General features: G+C 38.3%; 18 protein-coding genes. 2 read left to right on the top strand and 16 right to left on the bottom strand.

What is annotated here, in order from left to right; genetic code table 11:
• Positions 1 to 58: 58 nt before the first annotated feature.
• The 8 genes from V7147_RS03485 to V7147_RS03450 all read right to left on the bottom strand — a co-directional run bounded on the left by V7147_RS03485 (position 59) and on the right by V7147_RS03450 (position 7,209).
• On the bottom strand, positions 59 to 1,246 hold the full coding sequence (locus V7147_RS03485; RefSeq protein ID WP_335366473.1) for a hypothetical protein: 1,188 nt from the start codon (positions 1,244 to 1,246) through the stop codon (positions 59 to 61).
• A 228-nt stretch (positions 1,247 to 1,474) separates the two neighbouring features.
• Positions 1,475 to 2,629 (bottom strand): HD-GYP domain-containing protein, encoded by a 1,155-nt coding sequence (locus V7147_RS03480; protein WP_335366472.1) that lies wholly within the window; start codon positions 2,627 to 2,629, stop codon positions 1,475 to 1,477.
• A gap of 324 nt (positions 2,630 to 2,953) precedes the next feature.
• On the bottom strand, positions 2,954 to 3,586 hold the full coding sequence (locus V7147_RS03475; RefSeq protein WP_335366471.1) for a response regulator transcription factor: 633 nt from the start codon (positions 3,584 to 3,586) through the stop codon (positions 2,954 to 2,956).
• Complete coding sequence (locus tag V7147_RS03470) at positions 3,579 to 4,619, bottom strand: sensor histidine kinase (RefSeq protein ID WP_335366470.1); 1,041 nt, start codon at positions 4,617 to 4,619, stop codon at positions 3,579 to 3,581. Before V7147_RS03470 ends, V7147_RS03475 begins: the two co-directional genes overlap by 8 nt.
• Positions 4,616 to 5,350 carry a cell wall-active antibiotics response protein LiaF gene (gene liaF / locus V7147_RS03465; protein WP_335366469.1) on the bottom strand — a complete coding sequence of 245 codons (735 nt, stop codon included), beginning with the start codon at positions 5,348 to 5,350 and terminating at the stop codon, positions 4,616 to 4,618. The genes V7147_RS03470 and liaF overlap by 4 nt, the downstream gene beginning before the upstream one ends.
• 98 nt (positions 5,351 to 5,448) lie before the next feature.
• On the bottom strand, positions 5,449 to 6,096 hold the full coding sequence (locus tag V7147_RS03460; protein ID WP_335366468.1) for a PspA/IM30 family protein: 648 nt from the start codon (positions 6,094 to 6,096) through the stop codon (positions 5,449 to 5,451).
• 33 nt (positions 6,097 to 6,129) lie between these two features.
• Positions 6,130 to 6,477, bottom strand: coding sequence for a flagellar basal body rod protein (locus V7147_RS03455; RefSeq protein WP_335366467.1), 348 nt, complete (start codon positions 6,475 to 6,477; stop codon positions 6,130 to 6,132).
• A 144-nt stretch (positions 6,478 to 6,621) separates the two neighbouring features.
• Positions 6,622 to 7,209, bottom strand: coding sequence for a DNA-3-methyladenine glycosylase (locus tag V7147_RS03450; protein WP_335366466.1), 588 nt, complete (start codon positions 7,207 to 7,209; stop codon positions 6,622 to 6,624).
• 349 nt (positions 7,210 to 7,558) lie between these two features.
• On the opposite strand from V7147_RS03450, the gene V7147_RS03445 reads away from it, so the two are divergent.
• Positions 7,559 to 8,605, top strand: a complete 1,047-nt coding sequence (locus V7147_RS03445; protein ID WP_335366465.1) for an ATP synthase beta subunit C-terminal domain-containing protein — start codon at positions 7,559 to 7,561, stop codon at positions 8,603 to 8,605.
• A gap of 249 nt (positions 8,606 to 8,854) precedes the next feature.
• Here the strand turns inward: V7147_RS03445 and V7147_RS03440 are convergent, their stop codons facing one another.
• The 3 genes from V7147_RS03440 to V7147_RS03430 form a co-directional block, all read right to left on the bottom strand.
• Entirely contained in the window at positions 8,855 to 9,682 is an 828-nt protein-coding gene (locus tag V7147_RS03440; protein ID WP_335366464.1) for a cytochrome c oxidase assembly protein, read from the bottom strand.
• A 191-nt stretch (positions 9,683 to 9,873) separates the two neighbouring features.
• On the bottom strand, positions 9,874 to 10,545 hold the full coding sequence (locus V7147_RS03435) for a GNAT family N-acetyltransferase (protein WP_335366463.1): 672 nt from the start codon (positions 10,543 to 10,545) through the stop codon (positions 9,874 to 9,876).
• Positions 10,546 to 10,907: 362 nt separating this feature from the next.
• A complete protein-coding gene (locus V7147_RS03430) occupies positions 10,908 to 11,765 on the bottom strand; it encodes a carbon-nitrogen hydrolase family protein (RefSeq protein WP_335366462.1) in 858 nt (285 codons plus the stop codon).
• A 517-nt stretch (positions 11,766 to 12,282) separates the two neighbouring features.
• Between V7147_RS03430 and V7147_RS03425 the strand changes: the two genes are divergently transcribed.
• Entirely contained in the window at positions 12,283 to 13,272 is a 990-nt protein-coding gene (locus tag V7147_RS03425) for a polysaccharide deacetylase family protein (protein WP_335366461.1), read from the top strand.
• 224 nt (positions 13,273 to 13,496) lie between these two features.
• Here V7147_RS03425 and V7147_RS03420 read toward each other — a convergent pair whose 3' ends face one another.
• From V7147_RS03420 to V7147_RS03400, 5 genes are all read right to left on the bottom strand, one after another.
• Entirely contained in the window at positions 13,497 to 14,891 is a 1,395-nt protein-coding gene (locus tag V7147_RS03420) for a purine-cytosine permease family protein (protein WP_335366460.1), read from the bottom strand.
• Positions 14,892 to 14,919: 28 nt separating this feature from the next.
• The gene (locus V7147_RS03415) at positions 14,920 to 15,585 is read right to left on the bottom strand and encodes a cysteine hydrolase family protein (RefSeq protein WP_335366459.1); all 666 of its coding nucleotides are present in this window, start codon (positions 15,583 to 15,585) and stop codon (positions 14,920 to 14,922) included.
• Between the two features lie 186 nt (positions 15,586 to 15,771).
• Positions 15,772 to 16,038, bottom strand: a complete 267-nt coding sequence (locus V7147_RS03410) for a YciI family protein (RefSeq protein WP_335366458.1) — start codon at positions 16,036 to 16,038, stop codon at positions 15,772 to 15,774.
• Between the two features lie 10 nt (positions 16,039 to 16,048).
• Positions 16,049 to 17,491 (bottom strand): aldehyde dehydrogenase family protein, encoded by a 1,443-nt coding sequence (locus tag V7147_RS03405; RefSeq protein WP_335366457.1) that lies wholly within the window; start codon positions 17,489 to 17,491, stop codon positions 16,049 to 16,051.
• Positions 17,492 to 17,529: 38 nt separating this feature from the next.
• Positions 17,530 to 18,255: a riboflavin kinase gene (locus tag V7147_RS03400; RefSeq protein ID WP_335366456.1), complete on the bottom strand. Its 726-nt coding sequence runs from the start codon at positions 18,253 to 18,255 to the stop codon at positions 17,530 to 17,532.
• Positions 18,256 to 18,270 lie beyond the last annotated feature (15 nt).

Raw genomic sequence — 18,270 nt, 5'->3', positions numbered from 1 at the left:
AGTGATTCTTATTTTATAATATTATATATCAAAAGTCCCATATAACTAACAATTATTATCAATTTTCGACATCTTTCTTAAAATAGGACTTGGCAAACGAATAAAATAACAACCCTATAATAACAAATATTTGAATGGCAAACAGTACTGCATCCCAAAAATACGTATCAGATAGAGGTCTACTAAAACCAGGTAAAATATTAACACACATATATAATAACTGGGGTAAAAAATAAATAAATAATAAACCAAGTGCAATACCGACTCCAACTACATAAAATACGCTGTATGATTTCACTATTTTTTCTTCACCTTGAAAAAGTTCTTTATTTTCCAATTTGGAACGTGAAAATAAACTTTTAATTGCATGCTTACTATTTTCCATAAGATTATATGTGCCTGTTAAATTCTCAAATACAAAATAAAAATCAGTTTTCATAAAAATACAAGCTTGGTACACAATTCTAATAATTATATCAAAGACAACCAGTCCAATTAAACCTGACACAATATTCGATTGAATTGGTGCAATTATTTGTAGCAATAGCGCTATAAAGAGGACAACATTATCAAAGCAGACACCAGCTAAATAAAGAATATTTCTTTGCTTAGAAGGAAGTTTCCATGCTAACGAAAGATCTGTCTCAAAAATGATTAAATATAATCGATGTCCAATATCTAATCTTGTAGGTAATCCGAACGACCGAGCTGCCAGTATGTGTCCAAATTCATGGATTATAACCGTAACCAATGAAAGGACACCTAATACTATTATATTTAATGACAATATATCAAAAATGAATAAGTCCTTGTAATGCGGAAATAACGATGGACGAAAACAAAAGATACCAACATTAACGATAAAAAATAACCCATACAGATAGTTCGTATACTTATTAAAAAATACTCTTCCTAGTTGTGATGGTATCCATTCAAACCCTAACTTACTTTCGATTTTTCTTTTATGCTTAATTTCCTTGCCATCGACTGATTGAACTAGATTTAATGCAAGAAGCTGTTCACCAAAATCCACTAAATCAATCTCTTCATTTGGATAAACCTTAATCAACTGTTCCTCAATTTCACCTAAGCTTAATCCTATTTGAATTAAATCTAACGCATCAACACAAACTAATGGCATCTCATAAAATTCTTGCGTAGTAAGATCTTCGACAATAAAGTGTTTATTATCCTTTCGTATTTCAATATCATGTAGAGTTAGTAACGTTTCTTCTGTTAGCTTCAATACATTCACCCTAATTGTTTGTTTTGTAAAGCAGATTATATCATCATACGACTTAAAATACGATTTGGTTGATTCGAACAAAAAAAAGGATGCAAACCCGAAAGTAAGCATCCTTTGTCATAATCATGGTGTTCTAGGTGTGAATGGGCACCACCAGCAAGTAGTTTTCAGCTTTTTAAGTTTTCTGATCTTCATAATATCCCCTCCTTTCATTGTAAACTATTATTTCTATAATCTAACATCATGGTTTTTAGTAACTAACAACCATGATGGAAAAACATTTTTAAACTTTTCAACAAGATTCGGATCAAATTGAGTTCCTTGTCCTTCTATAATCCTTTTAAACGCTTCTTCCGCAGGAAGAGCACTCCGATAGGATCGTGAGGAAGTCATTGCATCAAATGCATCTGCAATCGCTACGATTCTGGCAAGAAGAGGGATATTTTCGCCCTGTAAATTATCAGGATACCCTTTGCCATCCCATCGTTCATGATGGGAACGAATGACACAAATATTTTCCTTTAAACCCTCAATATTTTTGACTGCTTCTGCACCAACAACTGGATGTGTTTTAATAACCTCAAATTCTTCATTTGTTAGTTTAGAAGGTTTCATCAAGATCTGGTCAGGAATATTTACCTTACCAATATCGTGGAGTAAACATGCATAATTAAATGCCATTAATTCTTCATTAGAAAACTGTTTAACTTCCTTTGCAAGGGATAATGCGTAACTAGCAACTCTTTCACTATGTCCTCTGGTATAAGGATCTTTTAATTCAAGTGCAGCAATTACCCCTTTAACCATTCCTTCTAGCTGTTCATTATACGATGTTTTCACTGCATTTACATATGATCGAAACCTGAATAAGAAGATAAGTGCTATTACTGAAAAGACAATAGTTATTAGCATTAAAAAAAATACTTCCGTTGTTTGAAGAATAGCTCCTGTTAATAAATATCTACCTAATGCACCTATTGAAACCACATAAAAGAATCGCTTACTCACAAAAATTGGAGAAAACAAGACAATAAACATTTCTGCTAGATTACCACTTTTATATTCATTTGAGCTGCTATGATAAAATGAAACATCATTCAAAACTGAAAGAATGAGATAAGTGATTACCACAATATATTTTATTAGATAAAATTTGTCTTTTTTACTTAGATAATAGACTGCTATAGGAATTAAAACAAGCATTATTAAATAAACAACATATCCAAATTTGCTGGGTAACCCCACAGGTGTATGGGTAATAAAATTTGGATAAATATAGTAATAAAATACATCATAAATAATCATTATTAAGTAAAAAAGGCCCAAAAACCACTTTAAAGTACCTTTTTCTTCACTACTTAGAATTGTAGGTTTGATTTTCATTTTCCGCATCTCTTTTTCTCCATTTTCTCTTATATTTCTAGATATATATGCAAAAGTCCTTCTTTTATTACAAAAAAGGTACAAAAGTCACAGACTCACTTCGTCAATATTCGACTTTCCAATTATAAACCATATGTATTACAAACAAAATAGTCATATAGGTATAAAAAAATTCCTTGATTATATAAAATATGGAAATTGAAATATGGGTCTTTGTGCTTATTGAAGGAATAAATTCTTATTCTCTATTCATATATTACACCAAAAAATAAAAAGCACATGTAGTAATATGTGCTTTTTTGTCGAAATTTATATTATTTTGTATTAATTTACGAGAGAGTGTTTAAACGCGTAAATAACTGCTTGTGTCCGATCTTGAACGTCAAGCTTACTTAATATGTTGCTTACGTGTACTTTTACCGTTTTTAATGCGATAAACAGTTCATCGGCGATTTCTTGATTTGTTTTCCCATCAGCAATGAGAAGTAAAATTTCCATTTCACGGTTTGTTAGTTCTTCATGAGGAAGTTGTGTATCCTTTTGTCTCATTCTGACCATCATTTTTCCTGTAACCTCTGGCTCTAACACCGATTGGCCATGGAATGTTTTACGAACAGCTTCTGCGATTTCACTTGCCTTTGAAGTTTTCAGCATATAGCTTGTTGCACCCGCTTCTAGTGCTGGATAAACCTTCTCATCATCAATAAAGCTTGTTACGATAATGATTTTTGCTTCTGGCCAACTCTCGATGATTCTCCTAGTCGCTTCAATACCGTCCATTTCCTTCATCACGAGGTCCATTAAAATAATATCTGGTCTAAGCTCTAATGCGAGTTCAACCGCTTTCTTACCGTCGTCTGCTTCACCAACGACTTCAATATCTGGCTGCGCTGATAAGTAGGATGAAACCCCTATTCTTACCATTTCATGATCATCGACAAATAGTACTTTAATCATTTTCTCCACCCTCTAACATAGGTACTTTCACTTCAATCCGCGTTCCTTTTTCTTTAATACTTACGATACGCATTGTGCCGCCAATTTCAACCGCGCGTTCATACATATTCTGGAGCCCATAGGAGCCTGCCTTCGCTTGTTCAACATCAAATCCAACTCCATCATCCACAATACGTAAAATAACAAAATTATCCCTTTTAATTAACAGGACTTCTAATTTGTTTGCTTTTGAATGTCGAAGGGTGTTTGAAACTGACTCTTGTAAGATGCGGAATAAGTGGTCCTCGACCCCTTTATCAATTTGAAAGTCCTCAATTTTCGTTTCAATGGTGACTGGTACTTTTTGTGTAAGTTCGACTAAAAGTTCTTGAATCCCTTCCTGAAGCGTCTTTCCTTTTAATGCGACTGGACGCAAATGAAGTAATAGCGCACGCATTTCTAGTTGGGATTGATGAATCATTTCCTCAACAAGCTTAAACTGTTTTGCCTCACGATCGAGCCGACTTGTCTTTGACTCATTAATGGCAGACATCATCATGGATGCTGCAAAAAGCTGTTGACTAACGGAATCATGGAGTTCACGTGCTAAACGGTTACGCTCCTCAGAAACAATTTTTTGAATACGCTTTTCTTGGTCCTCAGCTTTTTCATTTGCAAGTTTTTGGGAAAGTTTTGTTTGTTCTGCAATATGCGTTTGAACTTTTCTTATTCGCTCCCAAATTGTGGTGAATTCAGCTGTTTGGTTTTCAGGAATATCCGGAAGTGCCCTTCCCTGTTCAATCTGATAGATTGCATCAGATACAGATAGTAGTTGTTTTCTTCCTAACACACCCGATATGATACCAAAAGCAAGTCCGCCTAATAAGCTAAGGCTTATGGCAAGTATTATATAGGGTAAATCCATTAGCTCTGTTTGCCAGAGGTCAGCCCATCTGGCCAATGGAAATGCCATGAATACAATGACATGGGCTAAGACAAATAAAAACACCGAGACACAAATACCAACAATAATTTGCCTTCTTATGGTACTCATGCTCGTTTCACCTCAAGGTCTCCAACGCCCACTGTGGTTACTATTTTAAGCTTATGCTCGGCATTATCGTACTCCTGCGTCTGATAATGAAGCGTTTGATTCATCGTTTTTGTATCACGATTTTCAAAAATCGTTGTTCCACCGTAAAGGACAGAGTGATGCACCTTCACTTCAACCTCATATGGAACAAAGACCTGAACATTTCCAATCACATTTCGAATGAAAATAACGGATTCCCCCTTAGGAAGAACCGTGTAGCTTAAATCAATTATCGTATCGCCAATACCTGATTGAATGTTTACATCATTCCATTCATACACATACTCCGGCGTTTTTTGCTGACCAAAGATTATGTTTTTGAACAATGGCTGACGTTTTACAATCGGTTCTTGTGCAGATGATTGTTGAACTTCTTTTATTTCCGGTTTTATATAATGAGGGTTTTTCTTTGCTTGAAAATAATGAATGAGCAGATAGATGAGTGCTGCAAGTATTAAAAATTTGACTGTCATCATCCCTAAAATGGTAAAGGCTAAACTAATCCACCCAAACCAAAACAGGATTTTACCAAAGGTTCGCGGCATTTTTTTACGACCAATATAAATACATCCAAACGATATGATAAAAGAGAATAGGACTCCGCCATTAAAAAACGTAATTTCAATGATTAATAAAATAATGCCAAAAAGAATAAATGCATTAAGATTGTCTGATTTTATTTTATTGAACAAGTTCGGCGCCCCCTTCATTGAATATATTGATTATTACCCGTAAATTTGGGCTAAGAAGACGTAGATTGTCTACGCCTTCTTAGAATACCATGTTTTCACTATGAAATTGAATGTGTTTCTTCATTTTTTACTTCTTTTTCAAGCTGAGCAATTCTAGCATCAATTGTGTTGCGGTGATATGAGGAATTTACTTGGTTCTCGAGTCGATCCAGATAAGATTCCATTTCTTCAAAAGTTCTTGATGCTTTATTTGTATATGCATTTGTATCTAGTACTTGATTCATGCGGTGGTTGGCGCGTGCAATGTTCTCGCGTCCCATTAATTCCATACGCTTAATATGCATATCTTTTAGCTTATGTTTCATTTCCTCATATTTCTTTTCTAATCCAATTAGTTCTGTTGCTGCATTTTGTAAGGCTTCCTGTAACTTAGTAGCGCGCTCCTCATATGCAACTTGTTCTTGAACCGCGAATTCATATAGCTCCGTTTCTCCTGCTTTTTGTGCGACACCCGCTTGGTGCTTGCGTTTTTCAGCAAGGGCAGCTGCCTCGCGTTGTTCTCTTGCAAATTGATCTTTTAATGAATGCTGACGTTCCACAAGCTTGCGTACCTTTTCTACTTCTGCCTCACATTGGCGTAGGTACTGGTTAAGCAAGAAAAGAGGATTTTTCTTTTCTTTTTCATCTAAGATGCCGTGAAAGTCTGCTAAAATTGTGTCTTTTATACGAGTTAATAAGTTTGCCATTTGTATCATTCTCCTTTGATTTTGATATTAAAATTAATGTTTGTTTAATTCAGCCCATTGTTTTTCAAAGTTTGTGAATGGGTCTGATGATTCAGTAACCACTTGTTGCTTTTCTTTTTTCCAATTTTTAATGACAACATAGAGGATATATGCAGCAACTAAGCCTAAAATTGCCGGTACATTTGAAGCAGATGCTGTTAATGCAATCACACCGATAATTGCCCAAATGACTTTACCAAGCGTTGAATCTGTTTTCATAAACTTTTTAAATGCAAAGTACAGAATCGCTAGGCTTATCACCAGACCAATCATTGGACCAACCTGTGATAAAAGCACAATCGCCGCAATACCTCCAAGAATAAACAATCCGAACTTTTTCATGTTTACTTCCTCCTTTCATGATTCAATCTTATCCTGAATATCATTTTGCTATAATGAGCCTCAGTTATATTTTTCACTAGGACCTGAGACTTATTGGGAGTAAGCTTTTAATGAAAAAAGGGTTTGCTCGTTGTGAGCAAACCCTTATCTTTTGCGGGATACATAGGGATTGTCCGTGACCCAAAATCGCCACGGATAGTCCTTTGCCTCTCCTGAATTATCGATTCCAATTCTAGGACCGGTCGAGATATTTTCAGGTGTATAGCCTTTTACGATGTAAATAGGCAGTTCGAATAATGGTAGTCCGTAGTCCTCCATTGAAATGCCCAATGCTTTTGTTAGTTTTCCAGGACCGTTTGTAAGGTTTTTGGCGGGCATTTGGCCACGTCGTTCATACATGAGGTCAATTCCTTCAGCTGGCTCAACTGCACGGATTAATACAGATTCCGGAAATTCGATTTCACCACTAACAGCATTGATGAGACAATGTGTGTGCATTAGATGGGTATACGCATATCCAGGTTTACCGAACATCACTTCAGTTCGCTTCGTCCTTCTGTTGTTGTAAGAGTGCGCTGCGCGATCATCTGGTCCTTTATAGGCTTCGGTTTCGACGATGTAGCCCGATGCGATGCCTTCGTCGGTGTGCTTCACAAGTTTGCAGCCTAGGAGTGCTTTAGCAAGCTCCAACGTTGGCTGATGAAAAAATAATTCGGGTAGGATTTCGTTCATGCTAGCTCCTTAAGTATTTTTATGTTTATTATAGGTTTAGAATTGTGGGTGTATTCCTGGGGGTGTTGATTTTTGAGGACAGTCGATGATTGACCGGACTATCTGGCCTTTTCATTAAAATTGAACAAAAATTTAGGGGTTTCCGATGTGGCTTTCGGCGTTATTTTTGTTCTATCGACGATAATTTGATTCTATCGGTGTTATTTTCATTCTATCAACGATAATTTATTTCTATCCGCGTTAGCACCACAAAACATACAACCGCAAAAAAAATTACTCCATAACGCAAATTCTTATTGCATTCAAACGGAATTTAGTTTACTCTAAAAAGTAACAGGAGGTGAAAATTTTGGAAGATATTCGACTCAATGTATCTTTGCTTCGTAGAAGAGTACCAAATTTAACAACCGCGGCACGCTCTGTGGGATTACGCCCAGCGACTGTATCAAATCTGTGCACAGGAAAGATTCCCGTTGGACGCGCGGAGGTGCGCACATTAGTGGCGCTTGCCGATTTAGCTGAGTGTAGTTTGGATGAATTATTAATTCGAGGGGAGAAAATCGAAATGATTGAAACGGGGATTAAAACGCTTGATGTCTTTGCTCCATTAGCAAAAGGTGGTACCGTTGGTCTTGTAGCCCGTCCTGGAATGGGGCAGCTTGTCGTACTTGCAGAATTATTCCATCGCTTACGCAACAATGATCTTGCAACCGTTTTACTTTTACCAGAAGGGGACCATCCAGAAATTAATGATATTTTAGATGAGGTTCAAATCCAGGTAAAAACAATCAAAGAAGCTTACGACGAAATTGCAAAGCTTGGTAAGTCAAAAGAAGTTGCTTTTGCCGCTGATCGCTCTCATGTCATCACTGGAGAAATCCAAACGCTTCAGGAGAAACTACATTCAATTGGAGTTGATTCTTTCACGACCATCCTTGTGGATTTAAAAGGTGAGGCCGTTGACGAAGATGTACCATTTGGACCACTTGAAACATTATGGCAATTTGACGCTGACCTCACTGCTAGACATCAATTTCCTGCCGTCAACCCAGTATACTCTACCTCTTCCGTTCTTGAAGGGGCGCACCTAGACCAAACACATTTCACTATCCAGCAGCGTGCAAAAAAACTATTACGTCGCTACCGCGAGCTTCGTTCACTCGTTACTGTGCACGGGCTTGAGAAACTTCCGGAAACAGAAGTTCAAACCTATAAGCGCGGTGAACGGCTTGAGGCATATTTGACACAACCTTTTTATGTAGCTGAAGCCTATACCGGTAAAAAAGGCGAAACAATTAGTTTACAGGATACCTTACAGGACATTCGCAAAATCCTTGATGGCTCCACAGACTCAAACGAAGTTACAGAATTAGCTTATATCGGAAAACTTAGCTAATTTTTAAAAATTAGGCGCTCTGAGGGTAACCAACAAGAACAATATAAGCGGAGTTTTTCCGGTTAAATTTAGAATGGAGAATGTTGCGGGGTAAATAAAGGGAGTTTTTCCGGTTATGCATTGAAAAACTCCCCATTTTTGCACTTTTTAGGATAATAGACGGAATTTTTACGTCTATTTATCGGCTCGGGTACATAACCTTATCCCCCAACCGATAAGTGCTGACCCCTTGACCTAAAGGCAGAAACTTCACTTCCTGCCTTTTTTCATATACAACCATATTGCGCTCAAGCCGAAAATTAAAGCTTGAGAAATAAATAAGATAATCGCTCCGTTCTTTTGTTCACTTATTGGCGGATACGGAAGCAATGTTTCCAACAAATCTGGTGGAATCTCTTCTCCAAGAGGCATACATAATGCTAAAGCGGCGAGCATTTGACTTGTGTCACTGTAAACCGAATACAACTCGCCATTTGAGAGCCATAAAAACAAGGTCACTGGCAAAAACAACACAATATTGACCACTATATATATGAGCTTTTGTTTTAAGGTCATATGATCTTGCTCTTTAATCGGAGCGATGATTGGCCACCACAAGAGTGCAGCAGCTAAAATCAACCCTACTAAAAAGAAGTAGTTTGTAAAATACCCTGTTCGAATCCAGTCAAACAAGCCAGGCACATGGTATCCAATAAACAAACCATGAAATAAAACGATCGCAAACACTGGATGGACTAGAAATTGATATACCTTCTTCACACCATTGTTTTTTAATCCTTTTTCAAGTAGATTTGTCTTCATTCCAATTACAAGTAACGGTGCCGCGATCAGAAGTACGACGACAATCTGAATAATGTGGGCACGAAACAGCATGCGTCCCAATAGGTTCAACGGACTTCCGACAGCAAAAAGAATCAACAGCATGCTTCCTGCAAACGCAATTGATTTATATTTTTTATGGTCCTTAGCTGTTGGTAAAAGGAACATATATAAAACAATTAATATCAAGGTAAAAAAGATGACTCCCCCGTTCCATTGGGAGTGAAAACTAAATCCGTCTAAAATTTGACTAATCAAAAGACTCACCAGCTTTATGAATATTGGTTTGTTTAAAAGGGCAAAACCTTCCAAACATACTCTTCTACGTTAATTGTAAATCCTCCCACTCTCCTTGGAATATGATTTATATCACATGTTGGTTTTCAGACATTTTTTAGACAAAAAAAATCCATATTTAAACCAATGAGATTTAAATATGGACCTTATTTTTATAATGGGGATAGTGTTACTAATTCTTTTCCCTTTAATCCATTCACCATTTCAAGCCATTCTGCTGGTTTGTTTGGAAGAACGGTGTAATAGGTAGTTAAGAAATCAACGACTAATTGGCTTGGAAGCTCGTTGACTTGTTCATCGCCAGGCATGAAGCATAAATCAAGTCCCTTTACAGCTTCGCCATCATTGTTCCACGAGGGGTGAACATAGTCGAGATCAAGACGCTTATAGCCAAGATGGGATAGAACCTCGCGGCGAACGAACGGATCCATCGGCTTCACTGTACCAAACTCATAGTGTGCCACTTTATATGGGTCATAGATTTCAGCGAACATTCCGAAAAGCTCCTTGCCATTTGCACTAGCAAGTTCTTGTAAATCCTTGCTACGATTTTGAGCTAAGAAGCGACCGATGCTCATACCTGGTTGGCCAATGATTGTAAAATCAGTCATCGCAATATTCCAATCTGGATAATAACGGTATTCGGTTGTCCCGACAACCTCATTTTCATGGACAGCAACAAAAACGCGGATACTTGGGTCTTCAAGTGGTTCCTTCCAAAGCTCATAATCCAGAACCTCTTCTTTCGGAAACACATTCTTCATTAATTCATGCATTTTGAAAAATAACGGGTCATTGATACTAGTTATTCTTTTGTATTCCATCTTATCCACTCCTATTTAATCAAATGCGCCTTGGCGTATTTGATCCCGATTTTTTAGGCCCACAGGATGTGGGTCATAAAGACATTGCCACAGGATGTGGCGTTTTTAGTCTTTGATCTTACTGGGAGATACAGTGAAACTTCAATCTGTGGAATCTTTATACCACAGATTGTTAGTTGAGGCCCACAGGAAGTGGGTCACGAAGACGTTGCCACATGACGTGGCGTTCTTAGTCTTCGTTCACTTTCTCAGGCTTTTACTGGCAGTTGCCCTCCATGAGGGCTTAGTGCCAGTTAATGCTGGAAAATTTCCATTAAAAAATCGCATCCGCCGAAGGCATTAATTTTATCAAGAGAATAAAGTTAGTTCCAATCAGGGTAAAGGTCAGTTCTACGGTCGCGCCATGTTGTAACAGGGCCACGTTCACGCACCTCATAAAGAAGATCTAAATCAAGGTCAGCCGTCACAATCATGTCGTTGTTCACTTCGCCCTCAACTAAAATCCCTTTAGGCGGAAATGGAATATCATTTGGTGTGATCACCACTGCTTGACCAAAATTAGCACGCATAAAATCAACAGTTGGCAGAGAACCAACTGTGCCAGTTCCAACTACATATACTTGGTTTTCCACTGCTCGTGCATGGCTTGTATATCGCACACGATGGAAGCCGTGGCGATCATCTGTACATGACGGACAAAAGATGACATCAGCACCTTTTGCCTTTGCGATCCGAACGATTTCAGGGAACTCGATATCATAGCAGGTTAGCATCGCAATGCGTCCTTTTTCCGTATCAAACACTTGGAAATCCTCACCAGGTGACATATTCCACTCGTTCACTTCTGTAGGAGTAATATGCAGCTTTGCCTGCTCCCCCACTCTGCCATCTGGATAAAATAAATGAGCCACATTGTTAAGGTGGTCGCCTTTACGGATAACATGTGTTCCGCCAATAATGTGCACATTATATTTTTTTGCTAACCTTAAAAAAAGTGCTCTGTATTCTTCTGTAAAGTTTGGTAGGTCATCAATTGTCATGCTTGAACCGTCTTCCCTACCAATTGATAAAAGCTGTGTAGTAAAAAATTCAGGAAATAAAATGAATTCTGCGTCAAACTCCATTGCTGTTTTTATATAATGCTCACATTGAGCTGCAAACTCATCAAAGGAACGAATTGTATGAAGATGATATTGCACCGCTGAAACTCTTAATTTCAAATCGAGATCCTCCTTTATTATCAAATGCGCCTTGGCGTATTTGCGCCCGATTTTTTTAGGCCCACACGAGGTGGGTCATAAAGACGTTGCCGCAGGACGTGGCGTTCTTAGTCTTTGATCCTACGCTCGAAAAGCTACCTCTGAAAAATCGTGGCATCCGCCGGAGGCATTAACTTTATTCAGTCGTATTTGAACTCCCACGCAAATTAGATGCCTCATTGCATTCATCCCCCCACTTACTGAAGTAGGGGATTTATACTGAATAAAGTTAAATATGTTTATAAGTGGATTATTAACTATTTTTCTATAGGAAACAAGTAAATTGTCCATTTTATATTAGACTATAAACTTCTGATTCTCAAAACCTTTTTTTTCCAAATTTTCTTCTTCCCCACGACCATTCCTTATGGTAAGATAGTCTTTGTTATTGTAAAATTATTGTAATAATACTGAAACCTTTCTGCAATATAAGACGTCTTATATAGTGAAGAAAATCACAGCAAAGAAGGTATGCTTAATGGCGAGGGCGAATACGAAAAAAATGGGGAAAGGCAGCATTGTAAAAATTATTGCGTTGTTTAGCTTAATTGTGTTGTTACTCTTTTATTCTTTTTTTCTACTAAAATCGAAATTTTTTCTAGCAGCAGATGCATCTGAACCGGTTGTCGAAATTGTTGCACCTGTTGAAACTCCAGAGAAAAATGAACCAATAGATGATGATTTAAAAGTTGATGACAAACCAAAAAGTAATATTGATGAAGAAAAGCCCACTGAGGAAGAACCTTCACCTACAACAGAACCTACAGTCGAACCAGCTCCAGTTACCGTGAATCCAACAACTCCCGAAGTAGATGATGAACAGGAACCAGATGAAAAACAGGAGGCACCAAAGGAAACACCAGCCCCACCTTCAAGAGCGGTTTACCTTACATTTGACGATGGTCCTCATAAGGTTTCAAAGGATATCCTTGCTTTACTAGATCAATATAATGCGAAAGCAACTTTTTTTATGCTAGACAATAATATTAAACATTTTCCAGATGCTGTTAAGGAAATGGTTAGCAAAGGGCACAGTGTAGGCCTTCATGGTGTAACCCATGATAAAAAGAAATTCTATCAATCTTCCGGGACTGTTGTGGGAGAAATGGACCAAACACAACAAACGATTTTAGATATTACTGGTATCGAAACAGATCTGATTCGGACCCCGTATGGCAGTTCACCATATATGACAGATGCTTATAAAGATGCAGTTGAGACGGCAGGATTTAAAATGTGGGATTGGAATATTGACAGCCGTGATTGGCAATTTCGAGATAGCCGGTATGTGGATAGTGTAATTGAGCAGTTGAATAAACTAAATCGGGTAAATGAGCCAATTGTAATATTATTGCACGAAAGACCCGAAACACTTGCACATTTGCCAAAGCTATTAGACTATTTAAAAGGCCAAGGCTACGAGTTTAAACCATTGGATTCATCCATGCATCCGATACAGCTATTTTGATGGGGCAAAGAGACAGGTAAATTACCCCCGTGGGAATATGCTATACCTTCCTCTGAAGTTATTAAGTAAATAGAAAAAAGGTGAACAAGGTTGTAATACTACCCTGTTCACCTTTTTTCAATTAGCTCAAAAATAAATGTAAACGTATTTAATTACATACATGCAAGGCGACTCGTCAGGACCGTATTTTTATACTGAAGTAGATGTGGTATCTACTCCTTATATTACATTTCTCCCGCCTTGTTATTAATCAACACATTGGATTCGGGAGATGCATTAGAACGACTAAGCTTATGTTTCATTGGGAAATAATAGAGAGCCGCTGGCAAGAAAAGTCCTACAGCCCAGGCTAAATCTGCTCCATCAAGCATATTGGCAACCGGCCCCACATAGAATGAAGCGTTTACAAATGGTATTTCAGCAATGATCGATGCGACAAACGCAAATGTAGCAATCCCGTTTACCTTGCCGTACTTCCCATTAAGGTCGAATATGTCTTTAACGCTATACTCGCCTGACCGCAAGACATAATAATCAACCAAGTTAATAGATGTCCACGGGATCAAGAAATAACTCATAAAGAAAATAAAGTTTAAGAAAAAGTCTAAAAAGTTCCCTTGCCCAAGAATACATAAACCTGTTGCGACCATTGTGATCACAAGAAGGAAAGCAAATCGAACCTTCGGGGTAACCCTGAATTTAAAAAATGGTTCAATGGTTGTAATCGAAGACATAAATGCTCCGTACAAGTTAAACACATTAATGGCAAGCTGTCCAAAGATAATCAATACAAGCATAATTATAGCAAAATTTCCAAATAGTCCAGCTAAATTTCCTCCTGTATTATCAGCGAAATTAGGAATCGCAATGGTTAAAACTGCTCCTAATACCATCATCCAAACAGCGCCAATGACCGTGCCCGAATAACTATACCAAAAGGTTTGTTTCGCCGGTGTATTAGTAGGAAGATATCGTGAATAGTCTGCCACATATGGAGCATAGGATAATTGCCAAGTAACAGCGATACTGACTGAGAGTAGAAATGCCGATAAATTAAAATCTGAAGGCATCCATTGCTCGGCAGGAACTGGTAACAGAAATACAATGACAGTCATAATTAGGAAAATAACCAATGAAGCGGCTGAGAACCACTTTTGTACTTTATGGATTAAGTCGTATCCATATAGAGCTACAACAAAGCAAATAGCCCCAATAAAGATGATATTCCAAGTTTGACCAATTGGAACAAGATCGCCAACTGCTTGGGCAGCCAGCAACGTATTGCTTGCAAAGAAGCCCAAATAGATAAACATCACTAGGAATAATGGAATAATGGCTCCAATTACGCCAAATTGTGCTCTACTTTGTATCATTTGCGGGATTCCAAGCTTCGGTCCTTGAACAGAATGGGATGCCATGAATATTGCCCCCACAAGGGCGCCGATTATAATTGCAGTGACACTCCAGAACAGGTTAAGCCCTAGCATAATAGGTAATGCCCCCGACACAACGGTCGTAATATTCATATTAGCCCCAAACCAGATCGGAAATAAATCCCTCGCCTTCCCGTGCCTCTCATTCTCCGGAACATATTCAATACTCCGTGTTTCAACCTTCACAAACATTCCTCCTTTTTTAATTAAATCTTTACTTATCGGATAACTTTGCAAAAACGTCCCGCACATTTTCCGGAGAAAACTGAAGTTCGTCCGGACTAGAAGACTCCCAAACCTGATACTCTTCGCTGTTTAATTGCTTTATTAGTTGTTCTGCATCGTATACTTTTAAATCATAGATCCAATTTGCCATCATTAATATGGAAGCCATGTGGGCTCCTTCGGTGGTCGTCCCGCACATATCTTTTACAAGATTAACTTGATAGTCCCGATAATACGCATCTAAAACGGTAGCTAATACACAGCAATCGGTAAGTACTCCCCCAACAATCAAATGTTTCACTTTTAAGCTTTTCAACATTAAATCAAGACTGGATTCGTAAAAACCGCTGTATCGATATTTATCAATAACGATGTCGTTTCCTTTTGGTCTTATTTCGTCAATGATTTCAATGGTTTCCGTTTCAGCATGATAATAGATGGGTCCCCCTTGTTCATTTACTGGTTCTTTATTCGCAAGACCCACCCCATCCGCTCTGCCGATATGGCGGGTATAAATAATCGGGATCCCATTTTCACGGCATGTTTGAATAAGAAGTTCCGTATTTTGAACAATTTTGTTCATCCCGACAACATCCGATGTACCGCTTTCCTTTTGGAGATCGATTAATAAAAGAGCCGTATTTTTCAAATCCATTCATTTCACTCCTTGATTTTCTCCTAAAATGTCACTAATGAAGTGTAAGTTTTTTAGCATATTGGCAAGTTAAACAATCTATCAGCAAATCCAAGTAGCAACAAGTTTTTTGAAATAAGCCTTTTCGAATAATCCATACCGCTACCATGTACCATACAAGTAAAGATAGCGGCTTAGATCTCTCCATTAGTTCTTTACAAGGATTTTCCATTCCTTCAATTCTAACTTCCTTGACCCTTCGATAACATGGGGGTCTTTTTCCGCCAATGAGTAAGCTTCGGTAATTGAATCAGCGATGTATACTATAAGCCCACCAGAATTGTCTAAAAAAGGACCTCTTGCAAAAATTTTCCCTTGCTCATCCAATTCATCTAAATACTGAATATGACGAGGGAGAACTTCTTTGTTTTTTTCAATGTCCAACATGTGTAAAAATGCTGCAAAATAAGCCATTAGCTGTCACCTAATTCCGATTCCATACAACAAGCTTTAATTCCGTCATTTCTTCAACGGCGTATTTCAAGCCTTCACGACCATTTCCGCTTTCTTTTACTCCGCCATATGGCATATTGTCAACGCGGAAAGTCGGAATATCGTTGACCATGACTCCGCCAACATGCAGCTCATCAATGGTGTTAAGGGCAGTTTGAATATTATTCGTATAGATTCCCGCTTGCAAGCCGTAACGTGAATCATTGACCTTTTGGATCGCTTCTTCAACAGATGCTACTTTATTTACAATCACAATAGGAGCAAATACTTCCTGACACGATACTTTCATATCTTCATCCGCATCAGCAATGATTGTTGGCAGAAGAATATTCCCTTCAGCTATGCCACCTGCTGCAATTTTAGCACCAGAGCTAGTTGCCTCGTGAATCCACTGTAACGAACGTTCGACATCTCCATGTGTAATTAAGGCAGATACATTTGTTTCTGGATCAAGCGGATTTCCGATCTTTAACTTCTTTGCTTCCTGAACAAATTTTCCGATGAATTCATCATATAATGCCTCATGAATGTACACCCGTTGTAAGGAAATACAAACTTGACCTTGGAATGAGAATGCTCCTTCAACACAGCGTGGAATGATCTTATCAAGTTCTACATCTCGATCAATAATAACAGCCGCGTTCGATCCCAATTCCAACGTTGCCCGCTTTAGCCCCGCTTTATTACGGATAGCAATCCCCACAGCCGGACTTCCCGTAAACGTAATCATGTTTACACGGTCGTCATTCACGATTTTATCCCCCACCACACGGCCGCTGCCTGTAACGACATTAAGCGCGCCTGCAGGTAAGCCGGCTTCTTGAAGTAGTTCAGCAATGAAAAAAGCAGATAATGGGGTTTGGGATGCTGGTTTTAAGACAATCGTATTTCCGCTAGCGATCGCAGGACCCACCTTATGAGCTACTAGATTCATAGGAAAATTGAACGGGGTAATGGCCCCAATCACTCCAAGTGGTTCGCGTACGGTATAAGCAAGTCGATTGACTCCGCCACTAGCAGCATCTAATGGCAAGGTTTCGCCATGAATTCGTTTCGCTTCTTCTGCCGCAAATTTATACGTTTCGATTGTTCTAGCAACTTCGCCCTTGGCTGTTGTAATTGGTTTTGCGGCCTCTAAAGCAATAATTTCTGCTGCTTCATCTGCTCGCTCTTTCAGTAATTGGACTAGATTCTCGAGAATTTCTGCCCGTTTAAATGCCGGCAATTTTGCCATAACTTTTCTCGTACGATAGGCGGCTTCGATCGCCAACTCCGTCTCTTGTTCTGTTGCATCCGGAATTTCCGCAATGATTTCACCAGAATATGGAGAGAACAGCGGCTTATACGCCTTTGCTTCGACCCATTCACCATGAATGAGCAAATTCTTTTTTGCAATTTTTTCTACATATGACATCGCATACAATTCCTTCCGTCTTAAATAAAATAAGTGAACTAAAGATTCGAGGCTGCCTTTCCGTTAAGACTTCCGTAAAAAAACTCCTCAAGTTTTGGTGTCAAGCCGCCAGGACCAAACTTTTTACGAGTATTCTCGTGCTCCTTTAATGACTCGAGAAAGGCTAATAAAAGCCTTCTGCGTTCTAGGATATTTTTATTTCCTTGTTGAAAGATCCAGTTATCAATCGTGTTATAAATGCCACGATTAATGCCATACTTGTCATTGCACATCTGAATAAATGCCAAGTCTGTTAAATGGATATACTCTTCAGATCCAGGCTTAATCTTCCTTTTAAAAAGAGCAGGCTTCTCTATATTAAAAACGCGTTGGACAGTCTCCACATCTTTTCTTATCTGTAAAACGAGATGTTTCATAGAACTAAATAGCTGTTCTTCCCTGACAAAATAGCAAACCTCAACATCCAATTCCTCGTCGTAGATCATTTGATCAAAGTCAAAAATATGAACTTCATAATGGATGTTCATTTCTTCTTTATTGATAGTCGGTCTTACGCCTACATTCATTAATCCGTAATAGGACTGGTTTTGATAATACACACGGACGCCATATACCCCTTTTTGCAAAGTAGATTCTTCATGCAAATCCAAGTTCGCTGTGGGAAATCCAATGGTGCGTCCAATTTGGTTGCCGCGGATGACGGTTCCACTAATTCTTGTTTTCGGCAGGGAATTACTTTTTTCTACTATTGAAATACCGTGCATATTAAACACCACCGC

This window comes from Bacillus sp. JJ1521 (assembly GCF_036965165.1).
Lineage (GTDB): Bacteria > Bacillota > Bacilli > Bacillales > Bacillaceae_L > Ferdinandcohnia.
The sequence above is the reverse complement of the archived record's forward strand: the minus strand, read 5'-3'. Positions and strand labels throughout refer to the sequence as shown.

Excerpts from the sequence above, each read along its gene's own strand:
- V7147_RS03480 (WP_335366472.1), bottom strand. The coding sequence starts at position 2,629 with ATGAAAATCAAACCTACAATTCTAAGTAGTGAAGAAAAAGGTACTTTA.
- V7147_RS03475 (WP_335366471.1), bottom strand. The coding sequence starts at position 3,586 with ATGATTAAAGTACTATTTGTCGATGATCATGAAATGGTAAGAATAGGG.
- V7147_RS03470 (WP_335366470.1), bottom strand. The coding sequence starts at position 4,619 with ATGAGTACCATAAGAAGGCAAATTATTGTTGGTATTTGTGTCTCGGTG.
- V7147_RS03460 (WP_335366468.1), bottom strand. The coding sequence starts at position 6,096 with ATGGCAAACTTATTAACTCGTATAAAAGACACAATTTTAGCAGACTTT.
- V7147_RS03455 (WP_335366467.1), bottom strand. The coding sequence starts at position 6,477 with ATGAAAAAGTTCGGATTGTTTATTCTTGGAGGTATTGCGGCGATTGTG.
- V7147_RS03450 (WP_335366466.1), bottom strand. The coding sequence starts at position 7,209 with ATGAACGAAATCCTACCCGAATTATTTTTTCATCAGCCAACGTTGGAG.
- V7147_RS03435 (WP_335366463.1), bottom strand. The coding sequence starts at position 10,545 with ATGGAATACAAAAGAATAACTAGTATCAATGACCCGTTATTTTTCAAA.
- V7147_RS03425 (WP_335366461.1), top strand. The coding sequence starts at position 12,283 with ATGGCGAGGGCGAATACGAAAAAAATGGGGAAAGGCAGCATTGTAAAA.
- V7147_RS03415 (WP_335366459.1), bottom strand. The coding sequence starts at position 15,585 with ATGGATTTGAAAAATACGGCTCTTTTATTAATCGATCTCCAAAAGGAA.
- V7147_RS03410 (WP_335366458.1), bottom strand. The coding sequence starts at position 16,038 with ATGGCTTATTTTGCAGCATTTTTACACATGTTGGACATTGAAAAAAAC.
- V7147_RS03405 (WP_335366457.1), bottom strand. The coding sequence starts at position 17,491 with ATGTCATATGTAGAAAAAATTGCAAAAAAGAATTTGCTCATTCATGGT.
- V7147_RS03400 (WP_335366456.1), bottom strand. The coding sequence starts at position 18,255 with ATGCACGGTATTTCAATAGTAGAAAAAAGTAATTCCCTGCCGAAAACA.